At 58.2% G+C, this 17668-nt stretch carries 17 protein-coding genes; 12 read left to right on the forward strand and 5 right to left on the reverse strand.

All coding sequences use genetic code 11. The features are described from left to right. Positions 1-291: 291 nt before the first annotated feature. Positions 292-510 (forward strand): bacterioferritin-associated ferredoxin, encoded by a 219-nt coding sequence (locus tag PspS49_RS23415; protein WP_003227725.1) that lies wholly within the window; start codon positions 292-294, stop codon positions 508-510. Positions 511-711: 201 nt separating this feature from the next. Next, positions 712-1185, forward strand: a complete 474-nt coding sequence (bfr, locus tag PspS49_RS23420; RefSeq protein ID WP_007916671.1) for a bacterioferritin — start codon at positions 712-714, stop codon at positions 1183-1185. A gap of 184 nt (positions 1186-1369) precedes the next feature. On the opposite strand, the gene grxD is transcribed toward bfr, so the two are convergent. The 3 genes from grxD to PspS49_RS23435 all read right to left on the reverse strand — a co-directional run bounded on the left by grxD (position 1370) and on the right by PspS49_RS23435 (position 4339). Then, a complete protein-coding gene (gene grxD / locus PspS49_RS23425; protein WP_008079424.1) occupies positions 1370-1711 on the reverse strand; it encodes a Grx4 family monothiol glutaredoxin in 342 nt (113 codons plus the stop codon). Positions 1712-1808: 97 nt separating this feature from the next. Beyond that, the gene (locus tag PspS49_RS23430; RefSeq protein ID WP_160041653.1) at positions 1809-3914 is read right to left on the reverse strand and encodes a molybdopterin oxidoreductase family protein; all 2106 of its coding nucleotides are present in this window, start codon (positions 3912-3914) and stop codon (positions 1809-1811) included. Positions 3915-4048: 134 nt separating this feature from the next. Then, positions 4049-4339 (reverse strand): hypothetical protein, encoded by a 291-nt coding sequence (locus PspS49_RS23435; protein WP_007916677.1) that lies wholly within the window; start codon positions 4337-4339, stop codon positions 4049-4051. 404 nt (positions 4340-4743) lie between these two features. Here PspS49_RS23435 and argF point away from each other — a divergent pair, with 404 nt between their 5' ends. Both argF and PspS49_RS23445 read left to right on the forward strand, forming a co-directional pair. Beyond that, positions 4744-5664: an ornithine carbamoyltransferase gene (gene argF / locus PspS49_RS23440; RefSeq protein ID WP_127929600.1), complete on the forward strand. Its 921-nt coding sequence runs from the start codon at positions 4744-4746 to the stop codon at positions 5662-5664. Further along, positions 5661-6770 (forward strand): ABC transporter ATP-binding protein, encoded by a 1110-nt coding sequence (locus PspS49_RS23445; protein ID WP_127929601.1) that lies wholly within the window; start codon positions 5661-5663, stop codon positions 6768-6770. The genes argF and PspS49_RS23445 overlap by 4 nt, the downstream gene beginning before the upstream one ends. A gap of 116 nt (positions 6771-6886) precedes the next feature. Here PspS49_RS23445 and PspS49_RS23450 read toward each other — a convergent pair whose 3' ends face one another. Continuing rightward, positions 6887-7669: a PhzF family phenazine biosynthesis protein gene (locus PspS49_RS23450; protein WP_160041655.1), complete on the reverse strand. Its 783-nt coding sequence runs from the start codon at positions 7667-7669 to the stop codon at positions 6887-6889. A gap of 95 nt (positions 7670-7764) precedes the next feature. Beyond that, positions 7765-8235 (reverse strand): Cys-tRNA(Pro) deacylase, encoded by a 471-nt coding sequence (gene ybaK, locus PspS49_RS23455; protein WP_127929603.1) that lies wholly within the window; start codon positions 8233-8235, stop codon positions 7765-7767. 362 nt (positions 8236-8597) lie between these two features. Here ybaK and PspS49_RS23460 point away from each other — a divergent pair, with 362 nt between their 5' ends. From PspS49_RS23460 to PspS49_RS23495, 8 genes are all read left to right on the forward strand, one after another. Further along, positions 8598-9449 (forward strand): MIP/aquaporin family protein, encoded by an 852-nt coding sequence (locus tag PspS49_RS23460; RefSeq protein WP_150750410.1) that lies wholly within the window; start codon positions 8598-8600, stop codon positions 9447-9449. A gap of 77 nt (positions 9450-9526) precedes the next feature. Then, positions 9527-11029, forward strand: coding sequence for a glycerol kinase GlpK (gene glpK, locus PspS49_RS23465; protein WP_007916698.1), 1503 nt, complete (start codon positions 9527-9529; stop codon positions 11027-11029). Positions 11030-11267: 238 nt separating this feature from the next. After that, the gene (locus PspS49_RS23470) at positions 11268-12023 is read left to right on the forward strand and encodes a DeoR/GlpR family transcriptional regulator (protein WP_007916700.1); all 756 of its coding nucleotides are present in this window, start codon (positions 11268-11270) and stop codon (positions 12021-12023) included. Between the two features lie 295 nt (positions 12024-12318). Beyond that, positions 12319-13857, forward strand: a complete 1539-nt coding sequence (glpD, locus tag PspS49_RS23475) for a glycerol-3-phosphate dehydrogenase (protein ID WP_160041657.1) — start codon at positions 12319-12321, stop codon at positions 13855-13857. Positions 13858-14377: 520 nt separating this feature from the next. Next, on the forward strand, positions 14378-15304 hold the full coding sequence (locus tag PspS49_RS23480; RefSeq protein ID WP_095048295.1) for a glutamate/aspartate ABC transporter substrate-binding protein: 927 nt from the start codon (positions 14378-14380) through the stop codon (positions 15302-15304). Between the two features lie 193 nt (positions 15305-15497). Further along, positions 15498-16244: an amino acid ABC transporter permease gene (locus tag PspS49_RS23485; RefSeq protein ID WP_095048296.1), complete on the forward strand. Its 747-nt coding sequence runs from the start codon at positions 15498-15500 to the stop codon at positions 16242-16244. Continuing rightward, positions 16244-16915 (forward strand): ABC transporter permease subunit, encoded by a 672-nt coding sequence (locus tag PspS49_RS23490; protein WP_003227756.1) that lies wholly within the window; start codon positions 16244-16246, stop codon positions 16913-16915. Before PspS49_RS23485 ends, PspS49_RS23490 begins: the two co-directional genes overlap by 1 nt. Further along, positions 16912-17646 (forward strand): amino acid ABC transporter ATP-binding protein, encoded by a 735-nt coding sequence (locus PspS49_RS23495; protein ID WP_007963947.1) that lies wholly within the window; start codon positions 16912-16914, stop codon positions 17644-17646. The genes PspS49_RS23490 and PspS49_RS23495 overlap by 4 nt, the downstream gene beginning before the upstream one ends. Positions 17647-17668 lie beyond the last annotated feature (22 nt).

Genomic DNA, 17668 nt, shown 5'->3' on the forward strand with positions numbered 1-17668 from the left:
TGAAGTTCAGGGTTCGCGCCAGCCTGCCACCCTCAGGCGACAGCCCTGTGACACAAACCCCCTTCGCAAGGGCCGACCATCATACACTGCGAATTTGGCCTGTCCTTAACGGTTTTTTAAAGCAGGCGCAGAACGGCGCTGCATTTACGGGGCCAGGCAAATCGCCAGTAATCACCGTTCGTCAGTCACCGCGCTCAATCGGCTAAAGCCTTCCGAAAGCACTTTGACAATCATTCTCGTTAACATTAAGATCCATCGCAATTGAGTCACAACCAGCGACGGTTCTCACTTATGTATGTTTGTCTCTGCACTGGCGTCACCGACGGACAGATCCGCGAAGCGATCTATGAAGGTTGCTGCAGCTATAAAGAAGTTCGCCAGGCCACCGGCGTCGCCAGCCAATGCGGCAAATGTGCCTGCCTTGCGAAGGAAGTCGTACGCGAAACCCTGACCAAGCTGCAAACCGCTCAGGCCGCGATCCCCTATCCGGTAGAATTTACTGCTGCGTAATAACACCCCATTTCAAAGAACCGGACTTATGTCCGGTTTTTTTATGCCTGTAAATCAATTGCTTAGGCTCCAGACGCGGAACACAAACATTCTTATTCCGATTAATTTTCATATATTATTCAATAACTTAGGTTTGACACTTATAAGTACGAAGCTCAAACTCTGCCGTATATACAGCTATTACAGGGCAGGACTCCGATCATGAAAGGCGACATTACAGTCATCCAGCATCTCAACAAGATCCTTGCCAATGAGCTGGTCGCGATCAATCAGTACTTCCTGCATGCGCGCATGTATGAAGATTGGGGTCTGAACAAGCTCGGCAAGCACGAATACAAAGAATCCATCGACGAGATGAAGCACGCGGACAAGCTGATCAAGCGCATCCTGTTCCTCGAGGGCCTGCCGAACGTGCAGGATCTGGGCAAGCTGCACATCGGCGAGCACACCAAGGAAATGCTGGAGTGCGACCTGCGTATCGAGAAGACCGGCCACGCTGACCTGAAGACCGCGATCGCGCATTGCGAGACCGTCGGTGACTTCGGTAGCCGTGAACTGCTTGAAGACATTCTCGAATCCGAAGAAGAACATATCGACTGGCTCGAAACCCAACTGGGCCTGATCGATAAAGTCGGTCTTGAGAACTATCTGCAATCGCAGATGGGCGAAGAGTAGGAGCTGCCGAAGGCTGCGATCTTTTCAGATTGCACCGGCAACTTGCAGTAACTTTTCGAACGCACTAAAAAGCCCCGCCCTCTTTCGAGTGGCGGGGCTTTTTATTGGCTGGAGATCAAAAGATCGCAGCCTCGTTTCACTCGACAGCTCCTACACCAGCAGCTGTCGCATGAAACCTGGTCAATCAGGCTTCGGACTTGTTCGCCGCTGCCGCTTCAACAGCCGACTTGATGGTGCTTTGCAGCGAACCGTCTGCAGCCATCTCGGTCATGATGTCGCTACCGCCGACCAGCTCACCGCCGACCCACAGTTGCGGGAAAGTCGGCCAGTTGGCGTATTTAGGCAGGTTGGCGCGGATTTCCGGGTTCTGCAGGATGTCCACGTACGCAAACTTTTCGCCACACGCCATCACAGCCTGTGCAGCTTTCGCAGAGAAGCCGCACTGCGGGGCATTCGGCGAGCCTTTCATGTAAAGCAGAATGGTGTTGTTGGCAATCTGCTCTTTAATCGTTTCGATGATATCCATGGAGCACCTCGGCTGAACTTTCCGACTCATGGGTCGGCACGGTGACGCATTGTAACGGAATCCCGAGCGCCATGCTCGGTCTCCCCGACAGTCATGCTCAAGCCGCCGCCACCGTCACCGGCACGCCATTCAACGCTGCATTGCCGGACAACTCGTCGAGCTGACATTCATCAGTCAGGTCGTTTGCGCTCGAGCCCGGCTGACTACTGGCAATCGCCATCTGCACGCCTGGCCGTGCATGACCCCAGCCATGCGGCAGGCTGACCACACCTCTCATCATGTCGAGGCTGCCGAGTACTTCAACTTCGATTTGCCCGACCCGCGAACTGACGCGCACCCATTGACCGTCGTTGAGCCCGCGGCTGGCAAGATCGTCCGGGTGCATCAGCAACTGATGGCGCGGCTTGCCTTTCACCAGACGGTGATAGTTGTGCATCCACGAATTGTTGCTGCGTACGTGGCGACGGCCAATCATCAACAGTTCATCTGCAGCGGGCGCCTGCAACGCGGCGAAGCGTACGAGGTCAGCGAGAATCTCTGGCGGCGCAGCCTGCACATGTTGGTTCGGTGTTTTCAGGCGCGAGGCCAGATTCGCTTTCAACGCGCCCAGATCAATACCATGGGGATGATCGAACAGCGTCGCCAACGAGAGTTTCTGCTCGGAGGCGTCACCGTACAGGCCCATGCGCAAGCCCATGTCGATCATCTTCGCCGGCGGCATGGTCGGCTTCAGCTCTTTACCGGTCTTCTCGGCAAAGGCCTTGGCCAGGCCAACAAAAATCTCCCAGTCATGCAGCGCGCCTTCAGGCTTGGCGAGAATTGCACGATTGAAGCGAGTCACGTTACGTACCGCGAACAGGTTAAACGTGGTGTCGTAGTGATCATTCTCCAGCGCCGAGGTCGACGGCAGGATCAAGTCGGCGTAACGCGTGGTTTCGTTGATGTAGAGGTCAATGCTGACCATGAACTCCAGGCCGTCCAGCGCTTGTTCCAGTTGCCGCCCGTTCGGCGTCGACAACACCGGATTGCCGGCCACAGTGATCAGCGCACGGATCTGCCCCTCGCCTTCGGTGAGCATTTCTTCGGCCAGCGCCGAGACCGGCAACTCTCCGCCGTATTCAGGACGACCCGAGACACGGCTTTGCCATTTGTTGAAATGCCCGCCCGAGGTCGATGCCACCAGGTCCACGGCGGGTTCGGTGCATAACGCGCCGCCTACCCGGTCGAGATTGCCGGTGACCAGATTGATCAACTGCACCACCCAGTGGCACAGCGTGCCAAAGGCCTGGGTTGAAACCCCCATGCGGCCGTAGCAAACCGCACTCGGCGCGGCAGCGAAGTCGCGGGCCAGTTGACGGATCTGTCCGGCAGGCACGGCGCACAACGGGCTCATGGCTTCAGCGGTGAACGACGCTACCGCCCCGCGCACGTCCTCGAGCCCATCGACCGGCAAATGACTGTCGCGGGTCAGGCCTTCACTGAACAGCGTATTAAGCACACCAAACAACAACGCGGCATCCCCTCCCGGACGCACGAACAGATGCTGATCAGCCATCGCCGCCGTCTCGCTTCGCCGTGGATCGACCACCACGACCTTACCACCGCGAGTTTGAATAGCTTTTAAACGTTTTTCGACATCCGGCACGGTCATGATGCTGCCGTTGGAGGCCAGCGGATTACCACCGAGGATCAACATGAAATCGGTGTGATCGATGTCCGGAATCGGCAGCAGCAAGCCGTGGCCGTACATCAGGTAACTGCTCAGGTGATGCGGCAACTGATCGACCGAGGTCGCCGAGAAGCGATTGCGCGTCTTCAGCAAACCGAGGAAATAATTGCTGTGGGTCATCAGCCCGTAGTTGTGCACGCTCGGGTTGCCCTGATAGACCGCCACGGCGTTCTGGCCATGACGCTCCTGAATCGCCGCCAGCTTCTCGGCAACCAGCGCAAACGCTTCGTCCCACTCGATCGGCAGCCATTCGCTGCCCACACGGCGCATTGGCTGACGCAGGCGATCCGGATCGTTCTGGATATCTTGCAGCGCCACGGCTTTGGGGCAGATGTGGCCGCGACTGAAGGTGTCGAGCGCATCGCCCTTGATCGAGGTGATCGCGACATTGCCATCGGTTTCGGTGGTCTCGATGGTCAGACCGCAAATGGCCTCACACAGGTGGCAGGCACGGTGATGGAGAGTCTTGGTCATGGCCAGTCTCTGTCTTGTTCTGGGCGGGTAATGACACCCGCGGGAACAAAACTATGGCCCGAGTGATGAAGCAGCGCCAGCGACGTTCGTCTTGTGAATCGGCGCCTATCAGGTGCGCCGATAGACCGCCGCGCTCAACTCGATGGAAGCTGCGGAGGAGCTGCCAGCTGGATTTCCTGGATGGTTTCGATCTGCTCGTGGGCGACGTGAACGCCGGTGAGTTCGCCGATCAATCGCCAGTGTTCGTCGAGCCCGGCGCTAATCGTTGCCATGCGATCGATCATGTGGCGGCCGGCGCTCTTGACGACTTCGTCTTCGCTGCGCAGCAGTTCGAACGACATTGAGGTCACCGACGCGGTGAGGTGGGTCAGAGAGCGAGCCGTGTGGCCCAGCAATTCCATTAACAGTTTTTCTTTCGATTCCATGCGGAGGCTTCCTGCGTCGCTCGAAACTTATTTATAACCCAGCACTTTGCTTTAGCAAATGTTTCAACCTGAGCATCCGACCAAATGATGGCATGGCGCCACGGTCGTAAACCGACCCAAGCGACACGATCCCCGCCACGCCGCATTGCCAAGCCCCGCGAGGCCAGTGTACAAAGGGACTCGCTGCTGTCCTGAACCCGGCTTCAAATGCGCGACTGCAACATTCAGTGCGCCCTTCGATTTCCGCAAAAACTGTAGCCTATTGGAAAAACGCGACATTTAGTGTCAATATCGCGCCTCCCCCTATTTCGTCGCCCCGTGCGGCTTACGCCGCAGGTCTCGCCCGTTGTTCCGTTAAACAAGGCTTTGAGCATCTGCGGTTTGTAGCAAAAAGGTAGTCAATGATGAGCGCAAGGCACTTTCTCTCCCTGATGGATTGCACGCCCGAAGAGCTGGTCAGCGTGATCCGTCGAGGCGTTGAGCTCAAGGACCTGCGTAACCGCGGCGTACTGTTCGAGCCTCTGAAAAACCGTGTACTGGGCATGATCTTCGAGAAGTCCTCGACCCGTACCCGTATCTCCTTCGAGGCGGGCATGATCCAGCTCGGCGGCCAGGCGATCTTCCTCTCGCCGCGTGACACCCAACTGGGTCGTGGCGAGCCGATCGGCGACTGCGCCATCGTCATGTCGAGCATGCTCGATGCGGTGATGATCCGTACCTTTGCCCACAGCACCTTGACCGAATTTGCGGCCAACTCGCGCGTACCGGTGATCAACGGCCTGTCCGATGATCTGCACCCGTGTCAGCTGCTGGCCGACATGCAGACATTCCTTGAACACCGTGGCTCGATTCAGGGCAAAACCGTGGCCTGGATCGGCGACGGCAACAACATGTGCAACAGCTATATAGAAGCAGCGATGCAGTTCGACTTCCAGTTGCGCATCGCTTGCCCGCAAGGCTACGAGCCCAACCCTGAGTTCGTCGCCAAGGCCGGCGATCGCGTGACCATCGTTCGCGATCCGCAAGACGCCGTGCGTGGCGCGCATCTGGTGAGCACCGACGTCTGGACTTCGATGGGTCAGGAAGAGGAAACTGCCAAGCGCCTCAAGCTGTTCGCCCCGTTCCAGGTCAACCGTGCTTTGCTCGACCTCGCTGCCGAGGACGTGCTGTTCATGCATTGTTTGCCTGCACACCGTGGCGAAGAAATCAGCCTCGACCTGCTTGATGACCCGCGCTCCGTCGCCTGGGATCAGGCAGAAAACCGTCTCCACGCACAGAAGGCCCTGCTCGAGTTCCTCGTTGAACCGGCATATCACCACGCATGAGCCATGAACTACTGCTGAACCTGCGCAACCTCGCTTGCGGCTACCAAGATCAACGTGTGGTGCAGAACCTTAATCTGCACCTTAATGCCGGTGACATCGGCTGCCTGCTCGGTTCGTCCGGCTGCGGCAAGACCACGACCCTGCGCGCCATCGCCGGTTTCGAACCGGTGCACGAAGGTGAAATCACCCTCGGTGGCGAAACCATCTCCAGCGCCGGCTTCACCCTGGCGCCGGAGAAACGCCGGATCGGCATGGTGTTCCAGGACTACGCGCTGTTTCCGCACCTGAGCGTTGCCGACAACATTGCCTTCGGCATTCGCAAGCATCCGAACAAGGAACGCGTGACCGAAGAACTGCTGGAACTGGTCAACCTGAAGAACCTCGGCAAGCGCTTCCCGCACGAATTGTCCGGCGGCCAGCAACAGCGTGTCGCCCTCGCCCGTGCCTTGGCGCCGGAGCCGCAATTACTGCTGCTCGACGAGCCGTTCTCCAACCTTGATGGAGAACTGCGCCGCAAGCTCAGCCATGAGGTGCGCGACATTCTCAAGGCCCGTGGCACCAGCGCAATTCTGGTGACCCACGACCAGGAAGAAGCCTTCGCCGTCAGCGATCACGTCGGTGTATTCAAGGAAGGTCGACTGGAGCAGTGGGACACGCCGTACAACCTGTATCACGAACCGGCAACGCCGTACGTGGCCAGCTTCATCGGTCAGGGTTACTTCATTCGCGGCCAGTTGGGCAGCCCGGAATCGGTGCAGACTGAACTGGGTGAGCTGCGCGGCAATCGGGCTTATACCTGGCCGATTGGCGGGGCTGTGGATGTGTTGCTGCGTCCGGATGACATTGTTTATGCGCCGGACAGTGGGTTGAAAGCGCGGATTGTCGGCAAGACCTTCCTTGGGGCGTCGACGCTGTATCGTCTGCAATTGCCGACGGGGGCGCAGCTGGAATCGATTTTCCCGAGTCATGCTGATCACCATGTCGGTGCGGAAGTGGGGATTCGGGTTGCGGCTGAACACCTCGTATTGTTCCAGGCATCTGGCAGCACCGCTGCGCAGATCCCGGCAGTGGAAAACGGCGTCCGCCGCTACAGCACTGCCCTCTGACCAACACCGGATCCCACTGTAGGAGTGAGCCTGCTCGCGATAGCGGTGCATCAGTCAAATCATCTGTGACGGATGTATCGCTATCGCGAGCAGGCTCACTCCTACAGGGTTTTGCGTTAACCCAGGATCAAGGTGCCGCTGGCAACCAGCGTCGCATTGCCGCCAATCTTCACCCGCTCGCCTTCCAGCCGACAAAACAACTCCCCCCCCCGCGCCGAGCGCTGGCAAGCGGTCAGGCTCGATTTGCCCAGACGCTTGGACCAATACGGGATCAGGCTGCAATGCGTCGACCCGGTCACCGGATCTTCATTGATGCCAATCGCCGGCGCAAAATAGCGCGAGACGAAGTCGTGCTGATTACCCCGCGCCGTGACGATAGCGCCCAGCCACGGCAGCTTGGCCAACGCCACCATGTCCGGCTTGCAATCGAGCACGGCCTGCTCCGACTCCAGTACCACAAACAGTTCGTTGGAGCCGAGCACATCAACCGCTTCGACACCCAGCGCCCGCTCAACGTCGACAGTCACACCAATCTCAGACGGCATGATCGACGGGAAATCCAGCCACAACCGATCACCTTCCCGTGTGACGCTCAGCGGACCGGATTGACAGGTAAAGTCGATACGACCGGCGCTTTCCTTGTAAATTTCGAACAGCACATAAGCGCTGGCCAGCGTGGCGTGGCCGCACAGCGGCACTTCAGTAGTCGGGGTGAACCAGCGGATATGCCAGGCCGATCCCTCACGCACCAGAAACGCAGTTTCCGCCAGATTGTGCTCGGCGGCGATCTTCTGCATCAGCTCATCCGCAAGCCAGGCATCCAGCCGATAGACCATCGCCGGATTGCCACTGAACGGCCGATCACTGAACGCATCGACCTGATGAAACTCGAGCTGCATAACCTTCTCCCTAAGTCAGTCGGCAGAGCATGCAACCACGAGGCGATCAGCGCCAGTGACAGAACCGGCCAATTTTCTGCATACAGCGATAACGGTCACGTGCGGCCGATATCGGCAAATTTCGCCTGGGTATGTTCGGCGAGCACGGCGGGTGCCAGTTCCACCTCCAGGCCTCGCCGACCGGCGCTGACATAAATAGTCGCAAACCCCTGAGCCGAGTCATCAATAAAGGTACGCAGGCGCTTCTTCTGCCCCAACGGGCTGATGCCACCCAACAGATAACCGGTGGAGCGTTGTGCGGCTGCCGGGTCAGCCATCTCGGCTTTTTTCACCCCCGCGGCATGCGCCAGACCTTTGAGGTCAAGGCTTCCGACGACCGGCACCACCGCCACCAGCAACTCGCCTTTTTCGCTGGCCGCCAACAAGGTTTTAAACACCTGCGCTGGCTCCAGCGCCAGTTTTTCCGCGGCCTCCAGCCCATAGGATGCGGCCTTGGGGTCATGTTCGTAACTGTGCACGCGATGTTCGGCACGAACTTTTTTCAACAAGTCCAACGCAGGGGTCATGGCAGCTCCAGGCTCGGCAGTGACAGAAAAATGCTGCGTCGGATTCTAGGTGATCAGCCTCTAAAAGGCTCTATCCCAAGCCACGATTCCCGTGGCTTGCAGACATTCTGCAAACACCATCGCGCGTGGATGACACAGGATCATTCACGCAACGAATAGTTTTATTGTGACCGATGGTTCACTTTCGACCTTTGACAGGTTTGTTTCTTGTCTATATTTTTTCGAATCTGAATAATGTAAGAATTATCGTCATCGCAGCACCCAGCAGTAAACCGGGAACGGAATGGGGATTCCCACCTGGTGAAAATCGCGCCTTGCCCTATCGGCGAGACGCCAGACAACAACAAAAACCGAGGTTTTCAATGACAACTGCTTTACAGCAACCATCGCTATCGAGCCAATGCATGGCCGAGTTTCTGGGTACTGCACTGCTGATCTTTTTCGGCACCGGTTGTGTCGCCGCGCTCAAAGTCGCGGGCGCCAGCTTCGGCCTGTGGGAAATCAGCATCATCTGGGGCGTCGGCGTGAGCATGGCGATCTACCTCACTGCCGGGGTTTCCGGCGCGCACCTGAACCCGGCCGTGAGCATCGCCCTGGCGATCTTCGCCGACTTCGAGAAGCGCAAACTGCCGTTCTATATTCTGTCGCAGATCGCTGGCGCCTTCTGCGGCGCGCTGTTGGTTTACACGCTGTACAGCAACCTGTTCTTCGATTACGAACAAACTCACCAAATGGTTCGCGGCTCGGCGGCCAGTCTTGAACTGGCGTCGGTATTCTCGACGTTCCCGAACCCGGTGCTGTCCACTGCCCAGGCCTTCCTGGTCGAGATGATCATCACCGCGATCCTGATGGGCGTGATCATGTCGCTGACCGACGACAACAACGGTCTGCCGAAAGGCCCGCTGGCGCCACTGCTGATCGGTTTGCTGATCGCCGTCATTGGCAGCTCGATGGGCCCGCTGACCGGTTTCGCGATGAATCCGGCGCGCGATTTCGGTCCAAAGCTGATGACTTTCTTCACCGGCTGGGGTGAAATTTCCTTCACTGGCGGTCGCGATATTCCGTACTTCCTGATTCCGATTTTTGCACCGATTGTCGGTGCCTGCCTCGGCGCTGCCGGGTATCGCGGGCTCATCGCCCGTCACCTGACCGGCGCCACACCTGCTACAAAGGATGCAGAACCGGCCATTGACGGCAAACCAAGAACTTCTTGAAACAGTCGGCGCCGGCTCCTGCCCTATAGAGCCTGCGCCACGGCCCACTCTCCCTTATTTCGTCCAAGGCAATCGACATGACCGACATTCAGAATAAGAACTACATCATTGCCCTCGATCAGGGTACGACCAGCTCCCGCGCGATCATTTTCGACCGCGATGCGAACGTGGTCTGCACCGCGCAGCGCGAATTCGCTCAGCATTACCCACAGGCCGGTTGGGTCGAACATGACCCGATGGAAATCTTCGCCACCCAGAGCGCGGTGATGGTTGAAGCGCTGGCCCAGGCCGGTCTGCATCACGATCAGGTCGCCGCCATCGGTATCACCAACCAGCGCGAAACCACCGTGGTCTGGGACAAGACCACCGGCCGTCCGGTGTACAACGCCATCGTCTGGCAGTGCCGCCGCAGCACCGAGATCTGCCAGCAGCTCAAGCGCGACGGTCACGAAGAGTACATCCGCGATAACACCGGTCTGGTCACCGACCCGTACTTCTCCGGCACCAAACTGAAGTGGATCCTCGACAACGTCGAGGGCAGCCGCGAGCGTGCGCGCAACGGCGAACTGCTGTTCGGCACCGTCGATAGCTGGCTGATCTGGAAGTTCACCGGCGGCAAAGTACACGTCACCGACTACACCAACGCCTCGCGCACCATGCTCTTCAACATTCACTCGCTGGAGTGGGATTCGAAGATGCTGGAGATCCTCGACATCCCGCGCGAAATGCTCCCGGAAGTGAAGGCTTCTTCGGAAATCTACGGTCGCACCAAGAGCGGCATCGCCATCGGCGGTATCGCCGGCGACCAGCAAGCGGCACTGTTCGGCCAGATGTGCGTGGAACCAGGTCAGGCGAAAAATACCTACGGCACTGGCTGCTTCCTGCTGATGAACACCGGCGACAAAGCAGTGAAATCCCAGCACGGCATGCTCACCACCATCGCTTGCGGCCCGCGTGGCGAAGTCGCTTATGCGCTGGAAGGTGCGGTGTTCAACGGCGGTTCCACCGTGCAATGGCTGCGTGATGAACTGAAAATCATCAACGACGCCCACGACACCGAATACTTCGCCAATAAAGTGAAGGACAGCAACGGCGTGTACCTGGTGCCGGCGTTTACCGGTCTGGGCGCTCCGTACTGGGACCCGTATGCCCGTGGCGCGCTGTTCGGCCTGACGCGCGGTGTTCGCGTCGATCACATCATCCGCGCCGCACTGGAATCGATCGCCTACCAGACCCGCGACGTGCTCGACGCCATGCAACAGGACTCCGGCGAACGCCTTAAAGCCCTGCGTGTGGATGGCGGTGCGGTGGCGAACAACTTCCTCATGCAGTTCCAGGCTGACATTCTCGGCACGCAGGTTGAACGCCCGCAAATGCGCGAAACCACGGCGCTCGGCGCGGCTTACCTGGCCGGTCTGGCGTGCGGTTTCTGGGGCAGTCTGGAAGAATTGCGCGGCAAAGCAGTGATCGAGCGCGAGTTCGAGCCGAGCCTGGACGAAGTCGAGAAAGAGAAGCTGTACAAAGGCTGGAAAAAAGCCGTCAGTCGTACCCGTGACTGGGCGCGTGAAGACGCTGAATAAGCCAACCTTAGGACTGGTTAAAGCGGTCCAAACAGCGTGAAAGCGTAGCGAGCGAAGGCAAGCCAAGGCAAAAACAGGCGAGGACGCGGAGTTTACGGGTTTGTAAATGAGCAGTCCGAGCCTGTTTTTAACGCAGGATGGCCGAGCGCAGTAGCTTTCACGTTGTTTGGAAACTGGTAGGGAGCGGATTCCTGCGTCATCATGGGCAAATTTTGCACGGCAGCCCAAAGGAAGCCCCATGAATCTGCCTCCCCGTCAGCAGCAAATCCTCGAGCTGGTCCGCGAACGCGGCTATGTGAGCATCGAGGAAATGGCCACGCTGTTCGTTGTTACCCCGCAAACCATCCGCCGCGACATCAACCAGCTCGCGGAAGCCAATCTGCTGCGTCGCTACCATGGTGGTGCCGCTTATGATTCCAGTGTCGAAAACACCGCCTATGCGATGCGCGCCGACCAGATGCGCGATGAAAAACAACGCATCGGTGAAGCCATCGCTGCACAGATCCCCGATCACGCTTCGCTGTTCATCAATATCGGCACGACCACCGAGTCGATTGCCCGCGCCCTGCTCAATCACAATCACCTGAAAATCATCACCAACAACCTGCACGTCGCGTCGATGCTCAGTGCCAAGGATGATTTCGATGTGTTGCTGACTGGCGGCAATGTGCGTCGTGACGGCGGTGTTGTCGGTCAGGCGAGTGTGGACTTCATCAATCAGTTCAAGGTTGACTTTGCGCTGGTCGGGATTAGCGGTATTGATGAAGACGGCAGCCTGCTGGATTTTGATTATCAGGAAGTGCGGGTTTCCCAGGCGATCATTGCCAATGCGCGACAGGTGATTCTGGCAGCGGACTCGAGCAAGTTCGGGCGCAATGCGATGATCCGGCTGGGGCCGATCAGTCTGATTGATTGCCTGGTCACGGATCAGCAACCGGTGCCGGCGCTGGCGCAGTTGTTGAGCCAGCACAAGATTCGCCTGGAAGTCGTTTAACCTCCCTTCTATTCATTTTCTGTATTGACGCCTTCGCGAGCAGGCTCGCTCCCACATTGGAATGCATTTCAAACCGTGGGAGCGAGCCTGCTCGCGAAAACAATCGATCAAACAACACGTCTTCTGCGCCCTTGCGCGCATTTGATGTTCGAAAATTTTCCTTTCCCTGCTCTTCGATGAGTTTTTTCAATCGAACGTGACTGGCTGTGCGCGTCTTTATGGGCTACCATTTTCGCAAATGAACATTCATGTTCGATTTCCAATATAGAAAATCAAAAGAACCCGAGGCCAGCCGATGTCCACCTCTACCTTGCGTACGCCCCCAATCTCCGAGATCTATGACATCGCCGTTATCGGCGGCGGGATCAATGGCGTGGGGATCGCAGCGGATGCCGCCGGTCGCGGGCTTTCGGTGTTCCTTTGCGAAAAGGACGATCTGGCCAGCCACACTTCGTCGGCCAGCAGCAAGCTGATCCACGGAGGTCTGCGCTACCTCGAACATTACGAATTCCGTCTGGTGCGTGAAGCGCTGGCCGAGCGCGAAGTGCTGCTGGCCAAGGCGCCGCACATCGTCAAACCGATGCGCTTCGTGCTGCCACACCGTCCGCACCTGCGCCCGGCGTGGATGATCCGGGCTGGCCTGTTCCTCTATGACAACCTCGGCAAGCGCGAAAAGCTGCCAGGTTCGAAAAGCCTCAAGTTTGGTGCCGACAGCGCACTGAAAAGCGAAATCAAGAAAGGCTTCGAATACTCCGACTGCTGGGTCGACGACGCCCGCCTCGTGGTACTCAACGCCATGGCCGCCCGCGAAAAAGGCGCCCACGTGCACACTCAGACCCGTTGCGTCAGCGCCCGTCGCGCCAAAGGCCTGTGGCACCTGAACCTGGAACGTGCCGACGGCAGCCTGTTTTCGATCACCGCCAAAGCACTGGTGAACGCCGCTGGCCCATGGGTTGCCAAGTTCATCCGTGACGACCTGAAGATGGAATCGCCGTACGGCATCCGTCTGATTCAGGGCAGCCACATCATCGTGCCGAAACTGTACGAAGGTGATCACGCGCACATTCTGCAAAACGAAGATCAGCGCATCGTGTTCACCATTCCGTACCTCAACCACTTCACCCTGATCGGCACCACCGACCGTGAGTACACCGGTGATCCGGCGAAAGTGGCCATCACCGACGGCGAAACCGATTACCTGTTGAAAGTGGTCAACGTCCACTTCAAGCAGCAGATCAGCCGTGACGACATCCAGCACAGTTACTCGGGCGTACGCCCACTGTGCAACGACGAATCCGACAACCCGTCGGCCGTCACCCGTGATTACACCCTGGCCTTGTCGGGCAACACTGAAGAAGCGCCACTGTTGTCGGTGTTCGGCGGCAAGCTGACCACCTACCGCAAACTCGCTGAATCGGCGATGGCGCAGTTGCTGCCATTCTTCACCCAGATGCGCCCGAGCTGGACGGCCACCGCCACCCTGCCCGGCGGCGAAGACATGACCACCCCGCAAGCCTTGAGCGCGCTGATCCGCGACAAGTTCGACTTCGTGCCGACCGAGATCGCTCGTCGCTGGTCCACCACTTACGGCAGCCGCACGTGGCGCATGCTCGAAGGCGTGGAAAGCCTCGCCGACATGGGCGAACACATTGGTGGCGGGCTCTACACCCGTGAAGTCGATTACCTGTGCAGCGAAGAGTGGGCAACCACAGCGCATGACATTCTGTGGCGTCGTAGCAAGCTGGGGCTGTTCACTACCCCGGTAGAGCAAGAGAAGCTTGCGGCGTATTTGGGTAAGGTCGAACAGAACCGTAGCAAGATCGAAGCGGCGTGATTTGAACATTGCTTAAACGAAAGCCCCTGAATTGAGAGATTCAGGGGCTTTTTGTTTTGTGGGTTCTGTTGGACCTGATTGTGTCAGTCAGATCTCTCCCCATCACCCCAGCCCTCTCCCCCAAGGGGGAGAGGGGAAAGGGAGCCGATCGAGGTACTCTGTAAATCCTGAGTTCGACTCGGTATTCCAAGTCGGCGTAACTTGCCCAAACAACGCGATCGGTCCCCTCTCCCTCTGGGAGAGGGCTAGGGTGAGGGGCTTTTCGCCGTTCGGATTTCCGAACGCGACCTGACGGTCAATTCGGTAAACCGGATCAGATACGCCAAAAACCACCATCACAAAACTTTAATAATCTTCTAAATCAACAAGTTAAGCCACAGCAACTGGTCTGGCACGACTCATGCTCTACACTCTCTCGACGAATGCCTGTTGCGCCAGCACTTCAGGAGCCGTCAGGCATTCGAAGCACAAAAGGGCCGACGAACTGGCTCCATAAAAAAAACAATTCGAGGAAAATTTGATGCGCATCGTTCCCCATATCCTGGGCGCAGCCATTGCGGCCGCTCTGATCAGCACGCCAGTTTTCGCCGCCGAACTCACCGGCACCCTGAAGAAAATCAACGATTCGGGCACCATCACGCTCGCTCACCGCGACAGCTCTATTCCGTTTTCCTACATTGCAGACGCTTCCGGCAAACCAGTGGGCTACTCCCACGACATTCAGGTGGCTATCGTTGAAGCCCTGAAAAAAGACCTGAACAAGCCCGATCTGCAGGTCAAGTACAACCTGGTCACCTCGCAAACCCGTATCCCGCTGATCCAGAACGGCACCGCGGATATCGAGTGCGGCTCGACCACCAACAACGCCGAACGCGCCCAGCAAGTCGACTTCACCGTCAACATCTTCGAAATCGGCACCCGTCTGCTGGTCAAGAAAGACAAGGATGGCAAGCCGTCCTACGCTGACTTTGCCGACCTGAAAGGCAAAAACGTCGTGACCACCGCCGGCACCACGTCCGAGCGCATCATCAAAGCGATGAACGCCGACAAGCAGATGGGCATGAACATCATCTCCGCCAAAGACCACGGCGAATCCTTCAACATGCTGGAAAGCGGCCGCGCCGTAGCCTTCATGATGGACGACGCCCTGCTGGCCGGCGAAGAAGCCAAGGCCAAGAAACCGACTGACTGGATCATCACCGGTACGCCACAGTCCTTCGAAGCCTACGCGTGCATGGTGCGCAAAGACGACCCGGCCTTCAAGAAGGCTGTCGATGCCGCCATCGTTGGCCTGTACAAGTCGGGCGAGATCAACAAGATCTACAGCAAGTGGTTCGAGAGCCCGATTCCTCCAAAAGGCCTGAACCTGAACTTCCCGATGAGCGACAAGGTAAAAGATCTGATCGCCAACCCGAGCGACAAGCCGGCGCCTGACGTAAAAATCTGATTCCTGACTAACCTTATCTCCTGAGGGAGCCACCCTCCCTCAGGCGTCTGTTACTACCTGCTGGCTATACAGTGGAACACTCGACCTGGCGGTTTTCGAGCCGATCGCGTGTGCCTGACGTTCAACGTCGGGTGGGAAAGGATCTTCCCCAAGCGGGTGCTTGTACATCGATCGATCTCGAGGGGAGACCCTAATGAATTACAACTGGGACTGGGGCGTGTTCTTCAAGTCCACCGGCGTTGGCAGCGAGACTTATCTCGACTGGTACATCTCCGGTTTGGGCTGGACCATTGCCATCGCCATCGTGGCGTGGATCATCGCCTTGCTGCTGGGCTCCATACTGGGGGTCATGCGCACGGTGCCGAACCGCATCGTATCGGGCATCGCCACCTGCTACGTCGAGCTGTTCCGTAACGTACCGCTGCTGGTTCAGCTGTTCATCTGGTACTTCCTGGTACCCGACCTGCTGCCGCAAAACCTGCAGGACTGGTACAAACAGGACCTCAACCCGACGACCTCGGCTTACCTGAGCGTTGTCGTGTGCCTGGGCCTGTTCACCGCTGCCCGCGTCTGCGAACAAGTGCGTACCGGCATCCAGGCGCTGCCACGCGGCCAGGAATCCGCCGCCCGCGCCATGGGCTTCAAACTGCCGCAGATCTACTGGAACGTGCTGCTGCCCCAGGCCTACCGGATCATCATTCCGCCGCTTACCTCGGAGTTCCTCAACGTCTTCAAGAACTCCTCCGTGGCGTCCCTGATCGGCCTGATGGAACTGCTGGCGCAAACCAAGCAGACCGCCGAATTCTCGGCCAACCTGTTTGAAGCCTTCACCCTGGCCACGCTGATCTACTTCACCCTGAACATGAGCCTGATGTTGCTGATGCGCATGGTCGAGAAGAAAGTCGCGGTGCCCGGCCTGATCTCCGTGGGGGGTAAATAATGGACTTCGATTTCAGCGGCATCATCCCCGCTATCCCGGGCCTGTGGAACGGCATGGTCATGACCTTGCAGTTGATGGTCATGGGCGTGGTCGGCGGCATCGTGCTGGGGACGATCCTCGCGCTGATGCGCCTGTCGTCGAGCAAACTGCTGTCGCGCGTGGCCGGCGCTTATGTGAACTACTTCCGTTCGATTCCGCTGCTGCTGGTGATCACCTGGTTCTACCTGGCGGTGCCGTTCGTGCTGCGCTGGATCACCGGCGAAGACACGCCGATTGGCGCGTTCACTTCCTGCGTCGTGGCCTTCATGATGTTTGAAGCCGCGTACTTCTGCGAAATCGTTCGGGCCGGTGTGCAGTCGATCCCCAAAGGCCAGATGGCCGCCGCGCAAGCGATGGGCATGACCTATGGCCAGACCATGCGCCTGATCATCCTGCCCCAGGCGTTCCGCAAGATGACCCCGTTGCTGCTGCAACAGTCGATCATCCTGTTCCAGGACACCTCGCTGGTTTACACCGTGGGCCTGGTGGACTTCCTTAACTCCGCCCGTTCCAGCGGCGACATCATCGGTCGTTCCAACGAGTTCCTGATCTTCGCCGGTGTCGTCTACTTCATCATCAGCTTTTCCGCCTCGCTGCTGGTCAAGCGTCTGCAAAAAAGGTTTGCCGTATGATCTCTATCAAGAACATCAACAAGTGGTATGGCGACTTCCAGGTGCTGACTGATTGCAGCACCGAGGTCAAAAAAGGCGAAGTGATCGTGGTCTGCGGCCCGTCGGGTTCCGGCAAATCGACCCTGATCAAGTGCGTCAACGCGCTGGAGCCGTTCCAGAAAGGCGACATCGTCGTCGACGGCACCTCGATTGCCGACTCGAAGACCAACCTGCCGAAACTGCGTTCGCGCGTGGGCATGGTGTTCCAGCATTTCGAACTGTTCCCGCACCTGACCATCACCGAAAACCTGACCATCGCGCAGATCAAGGTGTTGGGCCGCAGCAAGGAAGAGGCGACCAAGAAAGGTCTGCAGCTGCTCGAACGCGTCGGCCTGTCGGCGCACGCCCACAAGCACCCGGGGCAACTGTCCGGTGGTCAGCAACAGCGTGTGGCGATTGCCCGTGCGCTGGCAATGGACCCGATCGTCATGCTGTTCGACGAACCGACCTCGGCGCTCGACCCGGAGATGGTCAACGAAGTGCTCGACGTGATGGTGCAACTGGCCCACGAAGGCATGACCATGATGTGCGTAACCCACGAAATGGGCTTCGCCCGTAAAGTGGCGGATCGAGTGATTTTCATGGACGCCGGCAAGATCATCGAAGACTGCCCGAAAGAGGAATTCTTCGGTGACATCAGCGCCCGCTCCGAACGCGCGCAGCACTTCCTCGAGAAAATCCTGCAGCACTAAAAGCAACACACCTGCCGGGGCA

Origin of the sequence: Pseudomonas sp. S49, assembly GCF_009866785.1 — a bacterium.
Taxonomy (GTDB): Bacteria; Pseudomonadota; Gammaproteobacteria; order Pseudomonadales; family Pseudomonadaceae; genus Aquipseudomonas.